The sequence below is a fragment of the Variovorax sp. GW821-FHT09B01 genome, assembly GCF_059418345.1.
In genome coordinates this window covers 30,389-43,169 of sequence record NZ_JBWKPQ010000036.1, presented here as the reverse complement: position 1 = coordinate 43,169, position 12,781 = coordinate 30,389, and the positions used below count along the sequence as shown (strand labels likewise).

Sequence of the window (12,781 nt, the reverse complement as noted above, 5' to 3'; positions counted from 1 at the left end):
GGCCACGGCGGGGGATCCAGTCGACGCGCGGCTGCGTACTGACCGGATGACCCGCCTTCCACACCCCCCTCCCGAACGCGCCCCCGCGGCGCGCCCCAGGCACCCGCTCGGCTGGCTGGCCGTGTGCGCGTGCGCCGCGCTCACGGCCTGCGCGACGCCGGCACCGACGATCGCGCCGCTGCCGGCGGTCGACATCGCGCGCTTCATGGGCGACTGGTACGTGATCGCGCACATCCCGACCTTTCCGGAGAGGAACGCGTTCAACGCCGTCGAGTCCTACGCGCAGCGGCCCGATGGCCGCATCCAGACCGACTTCCGCTACCGCGACGGCAGCTTCGACGCGCCGGTCGAGACCCTGCATCCCGTGGCCACCGTGCGGCCCGGCACCGGCAACGCGGTCTGGGGCATGCAGTTCATCTGGCCGATCCAGGCCGAGTACGTGATCGCCGACGTGTCGCCCGACTACAAGACCACCATCGTCGCGCGCAGCCAGCGCGACTACGTCTGGCTGATGGCGCGCACGCCCGAGCTGGCGCCCGAGGCCTACGCCCAGGCGCTGCGCAAGATCGAGGCCCTGGGCTACGACCTCGCGAAGCTGCGCCGGGTGCCGCAGCGCTGGCCGGAGCGCTGACCCGGTCGTCCGCGCGCCGGGGTTCGCGGGGCCTGGGCACAATCGCGGGCATGCACAGTCCGCTCGTCTCCGGGATCGCCTACAGCGTGCGCAGCTACGCGGGCGAATACGCCGGCCACGACCATGCGCACGCGCAGATCATGTTCGCGCTCGACGGCCGCATGGAACTGGAGATCGGCGGCCGCGCCGCCTTCACCGACACCTCCTGCGGAATGATCATTCCGGCCGGCGTGGCCCACACCTTCATGTCGCCGCGCGGCGTGCGCATGGTGGTCATCGACACGCCCCCCGCCACGGGCGTCGACCGCATCCGGCGCTTCGCGGTCACGGCGGCCTGCAGGAACGACGTCGATCCGGCCCGGGCCGCGCAGCATCTGGCGCACGTGCTCGAGGCGCCCTCCATCCTCGCGCGCCGCAGCATCGACCTGGCACGGCTCGACACCGCCCTCGGCGGCGCGCTGCACGAGCCCTGGAACACCGCGCGCATGGCCGCCCTGTTCTTCCTGAGCCCGCAGCGCTTCCATGCGCGGCTGCTCGAACTGACGGGGCTGTCGCCGCAGGCCTACCTGCGCTCGCGCCGGCTCGACGCCGCCCAGCGCCTGCTGCGCGGCGGCCTGCCGCTCGAAGCGACGGCCCTGCGCACGGGCTACCGCTCGGCCAGCGCCCTCGGCTTCGCGCTGCGACGCGACCGCCAGTCGGGCGCCCGGCACGCGCGCGCGGGCTGACGAGGTCGAGAGTCTCTCGACAGTTGCCGCGGCCGCGGCGCTGGAGGATGCGCGCATGACAAAGCACGCTTCCCTCACCGGCGCCGGCATGGTGCTTGCCGCCGCCGCGCTCTGGGGCACGACCGGCACCGCCCAGAGCTTCGCGCCCCTGGACACGTCGCCCTTCTGGATCGGCACGCTGCGCATGGCGATCGCCACGCTCTTCTTCGCGGCCTTCATCGGCTGGCGACGGCAGCGCGGCGAGCCCATCGCGCTGTCGATGGCGCCGGCCACGTGGCGCTGGGTGCTGCTCGCGGGGCTGTGCATGGCGGGCTACAACCTGAGCTTCTTCGCGGGCGTCCGGGCCACGGGCGTGGCCATCGGCACCGCGATCGCCGTGGGCAGCGGGCCGGCCTGGGCCGGATTGCTGCAGGCGCTCGTGTCTCGCACACCGCCCGCGCCGGCCTGGTGGGCGGGCACCCTGCTCGCGATCGGCGGTGGCGGCCTGATGGTGATGTCGGGATCGGGCGCAGGCTCGCGCGTCGACCTCGCCGGCCTGGCGCTGTGCCTGGGCTCGGGGCTCTGCTACGCCATCTACACGCTGGTCAGCCAGCGCCTGGTGCGCCGGTCGCCGCCGGCGACGGTCACGCTGTGGCTCTTCGCGACGGCCTCCGTGGCGGCCATGCCGGCCGCGCTGCTGATCTCCGGCCCCTTCTCGGCCACGCCCGCGGGCTGGGTCCTCGTGGCCTACCTGGGCCTCGTGTCGACCGGCATCGCCTACCTGCTGTTCAGCCATGCGCTGCGGCACATCTCCGGCGCCTCGGGCGTCACGCTGGCACTGGCCGAGCCCGTCACGGCCTTCGGGCTCGCGACGGTCGTCCTGCACGAGCGCCCGGGCCCGTGGGCCTTCGCGGGGCTCGCGATGGTGCTGGCCGGCCTGCTGATCGTGGTGTGGACCGAGGCGCGACGGGCCCGGTGACACCGCCCCGCGCCCGCGCCCGACCTTGGCCAAGGCCCGACGGGCGCAAAAAAAAGCGCGCCCGCAGGCGCGCCCTCCCCGGTCAAGGCCGCCCGCTCAGGGCAGCTGGGTCCAGTTCTGGTTGTTGCCCCCGTTGCAGGTCCAGGTGATCAGCGCCGTGTCCTGCGTGGTGGATCCGTTCGGGACGTCGAGGCAGGATCCGGAGGCGCGGTTGCGCAGGGTCGAGCCGACCACCGTCCACTGCGTCGCATTGCCGGCCGTGCAGGCCAGTTGCACCACGGCGGCATTGGTGGTCGCGTTGCCGCTCTGCGCCAGGCACAGGCCGCTGTGCTGCGCCACGAACTGCACGTAGCCGCCGCTGCTGGTCACGGTGAACTTCTCGTTGGCGTCGTTGCCGCAGGGCCACTGCACCGCGGTGGCGCCGCTGGCGGTCGACACGCCCTTGATGTTCACGCACAGGGTGCTGGCGTCGGAGCGGATGCGCGCGACCAGCGGCGGCGCGGTGTCGAGCGAGCGCACGTACTCGCGCAGCGCCACCACGTCGGCCGGCGGCAGGCCGTTGGCGTTGCCGTGGCCGCTGTCGAGCACCGCCTGCAGCGAGGCGGCCTGGCCGTTGTGGAAGAACGAGGTCACGCTCCAGGTGCCCGACAGCGTCGGCGTGTCGAAGCCCACGCCCGCCAGCGGCTGGTTGCCGCCCTTGCCCGACGAGAGCTGGATCGTGCCCACGTCGTGCCGCTGGCCGTCGCGGAAGGTGCCGCCGGTGTGGCAGGTCGCGCACTGCGCGGTGTTGAACACCGTCTGGCCGCGCGCGGCCTCCACGCTGAGGTTGCCGTCGGCCGTGCGCGCCGGGCTGCGCATGAACTTGTCGAGCGACGACAGGTAGGCCGCGAGGTCGTCGAGCTGCGCGTTGCGTCCGGCCTTGGGCGTGCCCAGCGGATTGGAGGTGGCCGCGAAGTCGGCATTGCTCAGGAAGCCGGTGCCGCCGAACTCGTTGCGGATGTCGTTCTCGAAGTCCTGCACCTCGTCGAAGTTGGCGCTCCAGTGCAGCTTGCCGTGGCTCGTGCCGCGCCGCCCCTGCAGGCTGATGGTGCGGCGCAGGCCCTCGCCGCGCTGGGTGAAGTCCCACACCATGCCGTCGTCGCCGCCATCGGCATGGCAGCTCGCGCACGAGATGTAGTTGTCCTTGCTCATGCGCCGGTCGGCGGCGTTGTAGAACACCTGCTTGCCGCGCAGCGCGGCCGCGGCCAGCGGTTCGGTCGCCACGGTCTGCACGTTGCGCACGAAGACCGCCGCGTTGCTCTCCGAGGCCAGCACCGCCGCCACGTCGTGCACCGACACCGAGCGCGCGAGGAAGTTGTTGACGAACAGGCGCTTGCGCGCGGCGTCGAGGAACAGGCCGTGCGGCGCGCTGCTGGTGTCGATCTCGCCGCGCACCGAGCGCGTGTAGGAGTCGACGATCGCGACCCGGTTGCCTTCCATCTGCGCCACGAAGATGTAGTCGCCCGCGGGCGAGAACAGCGCGGCGCGCGCCGGCGCGCGGTCGTCGAAGTCGATCTGCTCGCCGGCCACGTGGGCCGCCGACTGCAGGTCGACCTGCGACAGGATCGAGCGCACGGTCTGGTCGTGCACCAGGTCGCGGCCGTCGCGGAAGCGGCCGCGCACGATGTTGTCCTTCTTCGAGGGCAGGATGGCGCGCTTGCCGTCGGGCGAGATCACGACCTGGCTCAGGTAGTTGGCCACGCCGCGCGCGCCGGCCTCGGTGTCGACGGTGGTGGTGTCCACCGGCAGCGCGATGGTCGACAGCGCGCTCATCGAGGCCAGGTTGACCTTGTAGAGCTCGCCGCCGGTCATCTTCGACTTGAAGCGCGTGACGTAGGCGATCTGGGCGTCGCCCGTGACCGCGATGCCGCGCACCGTGCCGTCGAGCGGCAGGGTGGCCGTGACCGCCCCGGTGGAGGGATTGAAGCTCACGAGGCGCGACTTGCTCTCCAGCGTCAGCAGGCCCTTGGCGCCGTCGGGCGTGAAGACCACGCCGTAGGGACCGCTGCCGTAGTCGAAGGGCACGGTGACCGAGACGCTGCCGTCGGCGGCGTTGAGCGCGACCAGCTTGTCCTCGCCCTGCACCGCGACCCAGACCCGGCCGTCGGGCCCGAGCGCCAGCGTCTTGGCCTCGCTGCCCACCGACACCTCCCACAGCTTGGCCAGGCTCTGGGCGTCGATCGCCGCCACCGTGCCGCTGTCGGGATTGACCGCGTAGACCCGGTTCGCGTCGCCCGCGATGTTGCCGGTGTGCCGCGGCGCGCTCGCGGTGACGGGCGCGATGATGGTCACGTTGTAGGTGTAGTAGGTCTCGCGGCCCGCGCTGTCCTTCACCGTCAGGGTCACGGTGTAGTGGCCGGGCGTGGTGTAGGTGTAGCTGTAGCCGGCCTGGCTCGAGAAGGCCGTGACGGTCCCGTTGCCGAAGTTCCAGCGGAACTGCGCGCCGCCGCTGCCGAGCGTGGACGGGTTGAAGTTCAGCGTGCCGTTGACCACCTTGGGCCCGCTGCCGATGCCGGGGTCGCCGATGACCGCCTGGCCGCGCAGGGTCGCGACCTCGGCGTCGCCGAGCACGCGGTTGAACACCCGCACGTCGGCCAGCGTGCCCTTGAAGAAGTCGGCATTGCCCTGGATCTGGCCCAGCCACTGGAACTTGTTCGCGAGGCCCTTCACGCCGGTGAGGCCGCTCGAGCTGGTCTTGGCGCCGTCGATGTACATGGTCTGCGCGCCCGAGCCCGCGTCGCGCGTGAGCACCACGTGGTGCCAGTTGCCGTCGTTGACCGGCGAGGTCGAGCGCGTGCCCGGGTTGTTGGTGGCCGCGTTGGCCACCGACAGGTTGAGCCGGCCGGTGTTGTCGAGCCAGCCCCAGAACACGTCGTCGGCGCCGCCCGACTGGTCGCGCCCGAAGATGCCGGGCGCGGTCCAGGCGTTGGCGCTGCCGTTCTGCGTGGTCTTCATGTAGAAGCTCAGCGAAGCGGTGCCGCCCAGCACGGTGGCCACGCTGTCGTTCTTGAGCTGCACGCCGCCCGCGCGGGTCGCGAAGTTCAGGCCGATGCTCTCGAAGGCGTCGCCGGATGCCGGCGTGCCGTCGTTGTTCGAGATCGGGTCGCTGAGCTTGCCGTTGAGCGCCCAGTGGTAGCTCAGGCCCACCTCGGCCGCGTTGCCGGTGTTGAAGGTGGACTTGAAGTCGGCGCCGATGGCGTTGCCCGCATAGTCCTTCACGCCGTTGGCCGGCAGGAACACCTCGTAGCTGGTGCCCGGCTGCAGCGGCTGCGTGGGATGGAAGTTGACGATGCCCAGCTGCACGCTGTAGGTGCCCGCGAGCGTGTTGCCGCCCACGGGCCGCACGATGAAGGTGTTGGCGTTGACGCTCTCGGGCCGGATGTTGTCGGTCATGCCCAGGCCGATGCGCGAGGTCAGCGCCTGCTGCTTCGCGCCGTTGGCGGGGGAGACCTGCTTGACCTCGGGCCGGGTGGTATCGGGGTCGACCTGGTGCACGACGAATCCGCTGCCCGAGCCGTGGTCGTTGCCCACGAACACGAGGTTGCCGAACATCGCGACCTGGCCGTTGTCCGAATGCGAGAAGTTCGGATCGTCCTCGCGCAGGATGCTGCCGCGGCCCACCTCCACGTGATTGAGCGGATTGCTCACGTCGACCTTGTGGATACGCGTCTGCGCGCCCTGGATCACGTAGTGGTCCTGCGTGGCGCAGTACAGCTGCTCGTCGATGACCAGGCGGTTGTCCTCGGCCACGAATTTCGAGCGGTCGCTCAGGTCGTAGCTGTACATCTTCGCGCCGCTGTTGCGGGTGGAGACATGCAGGTTCCGGCCGTCGAAGCAGGTCGCATAGTAGAACGGCGTGGTGCCCACGATGGAGTCGAGCACCTTGGGATTGAGCGGATCGGAGATATCGAGGCTCGCGAAGCCGCCGTTGCTCTCCATCGCGGTCAGCACCATGTGGTTGCCCATCGTGAAGATCGGGCCGATGCGAAAGCCGCCGAGTTCGCCGGTGGACACCGGGTTGGCCTTGCCGGCGCCGCGGTTGGCGAGCACGGCGTTCGCGGGGTCGGCGGCATCGACGATGAACATGCCCCGGCCCGCCGAAGCCACGTACAGGTAGGGCGCCTGCCACCAGAGCTGCCAGGCGACGTTCTCGTAGTCGCCGGCGTTGACACCGGGCAGCGCCAGCTTCTTCACCTGCTTGATGTCGTTGACGTCGGTGAAATCCCAGAACTCCACGCCGTTGATGCTGGGCAGCACCACGTAGGTCTTGTCGCCGATCCGCGCGGTGCCGAAGGAGTGCGTTTCGCGGAACTCGCTGGTGCGTCCCTCGGGCTCGTAGATCTTCTTGACGAGCCGGAGCTGGCGCGGGTTCGACACGTCGTACAGCAGGAAGCCGCCCGGGCCGAGGCCGCTGTCGGGGGCGAAGGACGTGAGGAAATAGCCGTTGACCATGATGCCGGCGTTCATGCCGTAGTCCTTGCGGCCCGGGTAGGTGGCGGGCACCTCGCGCGACTCGTTGGCGCTGCTGTGCGCGGGGTCGAGCGGATGCGCCGGGCTGGTGATCACCGACACCGGCTTGAACAGTTCCTCCGAGGTGTAGGTGAGGTTGCCCAGCCCCGGCCCCTGCAGCGGGAGGGGATCGGCGACGGCCTCGGACACCGCGGTCGCCATGTTGCCGAGGGTCGTCATCGGACTGACCCCGGTGATCGCCGCGTGCGTCAACAGGGTGACGAACGGCACCATCAATGCCATCAGGTAATACCGGATCTTCATCGTTTGCCTCCAAGTGTTGTTGGAAGTTCGCAGGGGAATCTGCTGACTCGTTCTTCTCTGGCTCGAATCACGACATGCGCGCGCAGCACGCACCCCGGCGGGCGACGGGCGTCGCCTGCCGTGACGAAAAAACCTGTTCGCCGAAAGCCGCGCTATCGGCTTCGCGCCGCGCCGCCCGATTCGTAGATGGCCCAGGCCGCTTCCGCGCTGGCGCCCTCGTGGATCATCGCCATCAGCGCGCTCACCACCGCAAACGGGTTGGCGTGCTGGTAGACGTTGCGGCCGTAGACCATGCCCACCGCGCCCTGGTCGAGCAGCACGCGCGAGCGCGCGAACACCTGCTGCAGGTCCTCGCGGCCGCCGCCGCGCACCAGCACCGGGCAGCGCGCGGCCTGCACCACGCGGTGGAAGTCCTTCGGGTCGCTGGTCGGGTCGGCCTTGACGATGTCGGCGCCCATCTCGAGCGCGAGCCGCACCAGGGTCACGATCTTCTCGGCATCGCCGTCGACCATGTAGCCGCCGCGGCCCGCGCCGTGCGCCTGCATCACCAGCGGCTCGATCATCAGCGGCATGCCGTAGCGGTCGCAGTCGGCGCGCACGCGCGCGATGTTCTGCACGCACTGGCGAAACAGCTCGGGCTCGTCGGGCAGCATGAACAGGTTGACGACCACGCAGGCCGCGTCCATCTGCACCGCGGGCAGCACGGGGTCGTGCTCGTTCTGCAGCACGGCCCACATCGAGCGGTGACGCGTGGCGTTGTAGGGATTGCCCATGTCCAGCCGCATCACGAGCGCCGGCCGCTCGCGGCCCGGGCGCAGCTGCAGCAGGTCGGCCTGGCCGTAGTTGAGCTGGATCGCATCGGGCGCCGCGGCCACCAGGCGGTCGATGACGCCCGGCATGTCCTCGAGCCCGTCGAGGAAGCTGGGCTCGTTGCACACGCCGTGATCGAGCGCGATGTCCAGGCCGCGGCCGGCCTTCAGCAGGCGGGCGATGCGGACCTCTTTGCCTTTCGACATACGAAAGAACTCCTTGAAGGTGGAAGATGGTTCGAGGGGGCGGGACGCGTCTCAGCCGAGCGCGCCCAGGTGCCGCTTCGCGGCGGTGTCGATCTGCAGCAGCGCGTCGGCGCCGAGCGCGACCGAGCCGGCCGCGGCGTTCTGTATCGCCTGCTGCCGGTTGCGCGCGCCGCACAGCGACAGCGAGACGGCGCCATGCTCGAGCGTCCAGGCGATCATCATTTCGGAGAACGAGCAGCCCAGCGCGGCGCGCAGCGGTTCGAGGTCGGCGAAGAAGGCCGCGAGCCGCGCGCGGTTGTCGGCGCTGAAGCGCGGATTGCTCGCGCGCTGGTCGTCGCCCGTGAAGGCGCGCGCGGGATCGATCGGCCCCGCGAGCAGGCCCAGCGCGAGCGAGGAATAACCCATCACCGCCACGCCATGCTCCTTGCACAGCGGCACCAGCGTGGCCTCGATCTCGCGGTCGATCAGGCTGTAGCGCTCCTGCGCCGCGTCGACCGGCCCATGGCGCAGGTACTCGGCGAGCGTGGCGGCATCGACGTTGCTCACGCCGATCGCGCGGATCTTGCCCTGCTTCTTCAGGTCGAGCAGCGCGCCCATGGTCTCGGCCACCGGCGTGGTGGCGTCCTGCCAGTGCGTGATGTAGAGGTCGATGTAGTCGGTCTGCAGGTTCGCGAGGCTCTGCTCGACTTCGTACGCGATCGCATCGCGGCCGAGGTAGCGGTAGACGGGGTGGCCGTCCTCCTCGAAGAAGTGCGTGCCCTTGTGCGTATGCCACACCAGCCCGCACTTGGTGGCGATCACGGCCTCGTGGCGCCGGCCCTTGAGGGCGGTGCCCACCAGCCGCTCGGAGCGGCCCAGGCCATAGGCCGGCGCGGTGTCGATCAGCGTCACGCCCGCGTCGAGCGAGGCCTGGATCGCCAGCGTCGCGCCCGCGTTGTCGCCGCCGCCCCACATCCATCCGCCCATGGCCCAGGTTCCCAGGCCGATCGCCGAGCAGCGTATGCCCGACGGTCCCAGCGTCGTCGTCTTCATCTCTTGGTCTTCCTCACGTTGAGCAGGTGGTCGATGGTCACGGCCACGAGCAGGATCAGTCCCTTGATCACGTCCTGCCAGTAGGGCGAGACGTCGAGCAGGATCAGCGAGCTCGTCACCACCGACAGCAGCGCCAGGCCGAGCACCGCGCCGAGCACGGTGCCCGAGCCGCCCTTGAGGCTGGCGCCGCCGATCACGGCGGCGGCGATCACGTTGAGTTCCATGCCCATGCCGAAGGTGGGCGTGGCGGCGCCGAAGCGCGCGGTGTAGATCACGCCGGCCAGGCCAGCCGAGGCCGAGCACAGCACCGTGACCCAGAACTTCACGCGGCCCACCCGGATGCCCGAATAGAGCGCGGCCTTCTCGTTGCTGCCGACGTAGAACACCTTGCGCAGCAGGGTGGCGCGGCGCAGCACGAAGTCGCTGATGGCGACGATCGCGACGAAGATCAGGATCACGGCCGGGATGCCGAACAGCGTGCCCTGGCCGATGAACTTGAACTCGGCCGGCAGCGAGAACAGCGACTGCGGCGTGCCCTGCGTGAAGGCCAGGCACAGGCCGCGCACGATCACCATGAAGGCCAGCGAGGCGATGAAGTGGTTCAGCCCGATGCGCGTGACGCAGCCGCCGATCATGGCGCCGATCATCGCGCTGGCGCCGATCGCCATCGCGCTCGCGAGCCAGGGGTCGACGCCCATGAGGAACAGCTTGCCGGTGATCACCATCGCGAGGCACACCACCGAGCCCACCGAGAGGTCGATGCCGCCCACGATCAGCAGGATGGTCATGCCGACCACCACGATGCCCTCGATCGAGAACGACAGCAGCATCGCGCGGATGTTCTCCCAGGTGAGGAAGTACGGCGACGCGAAGCTCATGCCCACGCACAGCACCGCGATGATCAGCAGCAGGCCGGCCTCGCGCATGCTGCCGAGTCGGAAGGGTAGGTTCACGGCGTCTCCTTTGGCCCCCGCCGCCGTGCCGGTGCCGGCGGTGCTCGCGGGGTTGGTGCCGTCTATTCTGAATTGGTAGCTCACTGCATCTCCTGTTCGCCCAGTCCCGAGGCCAGCCGCAGCAGGCCCTCTTCCGTCATCTCGGCCGTGCCGAGCTCGCCGGCCAGCCGGCCTTCGCGGATCACCAGCGCGCGGTCGCACAGGCCGATGATTTCCGGCAGTTCCGACGAGATCACGATCACCCCCACGCCCTGGTTCGCGAGTGCGCGCAGGATGTGGTGGATCTCGGATTTCGCGCCCACGTCGACGCCGCGCGTGGGTTCGTCCATCAGCAGCACCGACGGCTTCGTGGCCAGCAGCTTGGCGATCGCCACCTTCTGCTGGTTGCCGCCCGACAGGCTCGCGACCTCGATCGCCACGCCGTCGGACTTGAGGTTGAGCTGCGCGCCGAGGTCCTGCGCCAGCTTGCGCTCGGCCGCGCGCTCCATCAGGCCGAAGCGCGAGCTCACGCGCCGCAGCGCCATCGCGCAGACGTTCTGCGCGATCGGCAGGTCGAGGAACACGCCCGCGGCCTTGCGGTCCTCGCTGAGGTAGGCGATGCCGTGGCGCAACGCGTCGGCGTACTTGCGGATCGCGAGCGTCTTGCCGCCGAGCCGCACGCTGCCGCGCCGCGCGGGCCGCAGCCCGCACACCGTTTCGGCGAGTTCGCTGCGCCCGGCGCCCATGAGGCCCGCGATGCCGAGGATCTCGCCGCGCTTGAGCGCGAAGGAGATGCCCTGCACGCGCTCGCCATCGGCGATGTCGTCGACCTGCAGCAGCGTCTCGGGCGCCTCGGGCAGCGTGGCGCGCGGCGGGTAGTAGTTGCCGAGGTCGCGGCCCACCATGCGGCGCACCAGCTCGTCGGGCGTGGTGCCCGCGAGCGGGCCGCAGTGCACGTTGCGCCCGTCGCGCAGCACGGTGGCGCGGTCGCAGTTGGCGAAGATCTCGGCCATGCGGTGGCTGATGTAGATGATGCCGATGCCCTGCGCCTTGAGGTCGTGCAGCACGCGGAACAGCGCGGCCGACTCGAGCTCGGTGAGCGCGGCCGTGGGCTCGTCGAGGATCAGCACCTTGCAGTCGAGCGTGAGCGCCTTGGCGATCTCCACCAGCTGCTGGCTCGAGATGCCGAGCTCGTCGACGCGCGCGGCCGGGTCGATGTCCTGGCCGAGCCGGCGCAGCACCTTGGCGGCGCGCGCGTTGAGGCCGCCGTAGTCCATGAAGGCGCGGCCGCCCGCGTTGATCTCGGGCATGAAGATGTTCTCGGCGACGGTGGCGTCGCCGCACAGCGCGATCTCCTGGTGCACCAGGCCGATGCCCAGCCGCATGGCATGGGCCGGGCCGTCGATGCGCACCTCGCGGCCGTCGAGCGCGATCGTGCCCTCGTCGGGCTGGTGGATGCCGTCGATGATGTTCATCAGCGTCGACTTGCCGGCGCCGTTCTCGCCGCACAGGGCGTGGATCTCGCCGGCACGCAGCGAGAAGTCCACGCCCGAGAGCGCGCGCGAAGCGCCGAAGCGCTTGCTGATGCCGCGCAGCGAGAGCAGCGGCTTCGGGTCGTCGCTCACTCGCCGATTCCCTTGGTGCCGCGGCGCGCCAGGTACTTGTCCCAGTAGAAGTCGTCGGCGTTGGCCTTGCTCACCACCGACAGGCCGTTGTCGAGGAAGGGCACCGACATCGGGTTGGTGCCGTTGCGCTTGGCGTCGTTCATCGGGTCGATGAGCTGCGGGTTCTTGGCCAGGAACAGCATCATCATCCCCATGTAGCCCTGCATGCCCTGGTTGGGATTGATGGCGCCGAACACGTCGCCGGCCTTGATCATGTCGAGGATCTTGGCGTTGACGTCGCAGCACATCACGCGGATGTTCTTCTTCGACTCGATCTTGGCCTGCGCCGCGCCGAGCGCCGAGTTGGCCTCGGGCATGAACAGCGCGCCCAGGTTCGGATTGGCCTGCGCCAGGCTCAGCACCGCCTGGTAGGCCTTGCTCGGGTCCTGGTTGCTGGCCGCGCGGCCCGCGAGCTTCATGCCCGGGTGCTTGGTCTTCATGCGGTTGACGAAGGCGGCGATGCGGCGGTCGTGGTTGTCCTGGCCCGGGTTCTCGAGCACCGCGTACTCGCCCTTGCCGCCGAGCGCAGCGGCGATCGCGTCGGCCGCCTGCGTGCCCTCGCGGTCGTTGTCGGAGGTGATGAACGAGGCGCGCTTGGAGTTCGGCGAGTCGGCCGCGAAGGTCACGACCGGGATGCCCGCCGCCACCGCGCGATTGATCGGCTCGATGAACGGGTCGGGGTTCATCGGGTGCAGCAGGATGCCCGCGGGCTTGCGCGCGAGTTCCTGCTCGAAGGACGCGAGCTGCTTGTTCACGTCGTACTCGGGCGTGCCGGTGTAGCGGGTGCGCACGCCCAGCGTGCGGCCCAGCTGTTTCATCATTTCGTAGACCGGAAACCAGTACTCGACACCCGAGACCATCACGTTCATCACGTAGACGTCGTTCGGGTTGCCGCGCAGGCCGGTGGCGGCCGGTGCGGCGGGCTGCTGGGCGAAGGCGCTGGAGCCGGCCAGGCCCAGGCCGGTGGTGGCTGCGGCGGCCGCCGCGGACTTCAGGAAATCTCTTCTCACT

General features: G+C 70.1%; 9 protein-coding genes. 3 read left to right on the top strand and 6 right to left on the bottom strand.

From position 1 onward, the window contains the following. Positions 1 to 46: 46 nt before the first annotated feature. From AC07RV_RS43345 to AC07RV_RS43335, 3 genes are read left to right on the top strand one after another with little or no spacing between them, the layout of a single operon-like run. Positions 47 to 631: a lipocalin family protein gene (locus AC07RV_RS43345; protein WP_296779070.1), complete on the top strand. Its 585-nt coding sequence runs from the start codon at positions 47 to 49 to the stop codon at positions 629 to 631. Positions 632 to 681: 50 nt separating this feature from the next. Next, positions 682 to 1,356 (top strand): helix-turn-helix domain-containing protein, encoded by a 675-nt coding sequence (locus AC07RV_RS43340; RefSeq protein ID WP_296779072.1) that lies wholly within the window; start codon positions 682 to 684, stop codon positions 1,354 to 1,356. Between the two features lie 55 nt (positions 1,357 to 1,411). Beyond that, the gene (locus AC07RV_RS43335; protein ID WP_296779075.1) at positions 1,412 to 2,314 is read left to right on the top strand and encodes a DMT family transporter; all 903 of its coding nucleotides are present in this window, start codon (positions 1,412 to 1,414) and stop codon (positions 2,312 to 2,314) included. Positions 2,315 to 2,410: 96 nt separating this feature from the next. Here the strand turns inward: AC07RV_RS43335 and AC07RV_RS43330 are convergent, their stop codons facing one another. The 6 genes from AC07RV_RS43330 to AC07RV_RS43305 all read right to left on the bottom strand — a co-directional run bounded on the left by AC07RV_RS43330 (position 2,411) and on the right by AC07RV_RS43305 (position 12,780). Next, positions 2,411 to 7,126, bottom strand: coding sequence for a LamG-like jellyroll fold domain-containing protein (locus AC07RV_RS43330; RefSeq protein ID WP_296779079.1), 4,716 nt, complete (start codon positions 7,124 to 7,126; stop codon positions 2,411 to 2,413). A gap of 152 nt (positions 7,127 to 7,278) precedes the next feature. Next, positions 7,279 to 8,142 carry a class I fructose-bisphosphate aldolase gene (locus AC07RV_RS43325; RefSeq protein ID WP_296779082.1) on the bottom strand — a complete coding sequence of 288 codons (864 nt, stop codon included), beginning with the start codon at positions 8,140 to 8,142 and terminating at the stop codon, positions 7,279 to 7,281. Between the two features lie 51 nt (positions 8,143 to 8,193). Next, positions 8,194 to 9,174 carry an aldo/keto reductase gene (locus tag AC07RV_RS43320; protein WP_296779086.1) on the bottom strand — a complete coding sequence of 327 codons (981 nt, stop codon included), beginning with the start codon at positions 9,172 to 9,174 and terminating at the stop codon, positions 8,194 to 8,196. Next, positions 9,171 to 10,100 (bottom strand): ABC transporter permease, encoded by a 930-nt coding sequence (locus tag AC07RV_RS43315; protein WP_208509805.1) that lies wholly within the window; start codon positions 10,098 to 10,100, stop codon positions 9,171 to 9,173. The genes AC07RV_RS43320 and AC07RV_RS43315 overlap by 4 nt, the downstream gene beginning before the upstream one ends. Positions 10,101 to 10,207: 107 nt before the next feature. Continuing rightward, the gene (locus AC07RV_RS43310; RefSeq protein WP_296779088.1) at positions 10,208 to 11,731 is read right to left on the bottom strand and encodes a sugar ABC transporter ATP-binding protein; all 1,524 of its coding nucleotides are present in this window, start codon (positions 11,729 to 11,731) and stop codon (positions 10,208 to 10,210) included. Beyond that, positions 11,728 to 12,780, bottom strand: a complete 1,053-nt coding sequence (locus AC07RV_RS43305; RefSeq protein WP_057592540.1) for a substrate-binding domain-containing protein — start codon at positions 12,778 to 12,780, stop codon at positions 11,728 to 11,730. The genes AC07RV_RS43310 and AC07RV_RS43305 overlap by 4 nt, the downstream gene beginning before the upstream one ends. Position 12,781: the final 1 nt, after the last annotated feature.

Excerpts from the sequence above, each read along its gene's own strand:
- AC07RV_RS43330 (WP_296779079.1), bottom strand. The coding sequence starts at position 7,126 with ATGAAGATCCGGTATTACCTGATGGCATTGATGGTGCCGTTCGTCACC.
- AC07RV_RS43340 (WP_296779072.1), top strand. The coding sequence starts at position 682 with ATGCACAGTCCGCTCGTCTCCGGGATCGCCTACAGCGTGCGCAGCTAC.
- AC07RV_RS43325 (WP_296779082.1), bottom strand. The coding sequence starts at position 8,142 with ATGTCGAAAGGCAAAGAGGTCCGCATCGCCCGCCTGCTGAAGGCCGGC.
- AC07RV_RS43345 (WP_296779070.1), top strand. The coding sequence starts at position 47 with ATGACCCGCCTTCCACACCCCCCTCCCGAACGCGCCCCCGCGGCGCGC.
- AC07RV_RS43335 (WP_296779075.1), top strand. The coding sequence starts at position 1,412 with ATGACAAAGCACGCTTCCCTCACCGGCGCCGGCATGGTGCTTGCCGCC.
- AC07RV_RS43320 (WP_296779086.1), bottom strand. The coding sequence starts at position 9,174 with ATGAAGACGACGACGCTGGGACCGTCGGGCATACGCTGCTCGGCGATC.
- AC07RV_RS43315 (WP_208509805.1), bottom strand. The coding sequence starts at position 10,100 with ATGCGCGAGGCCGGCCTGCTGCTGATCATCGCGGTGCTGTGCGTGGGC.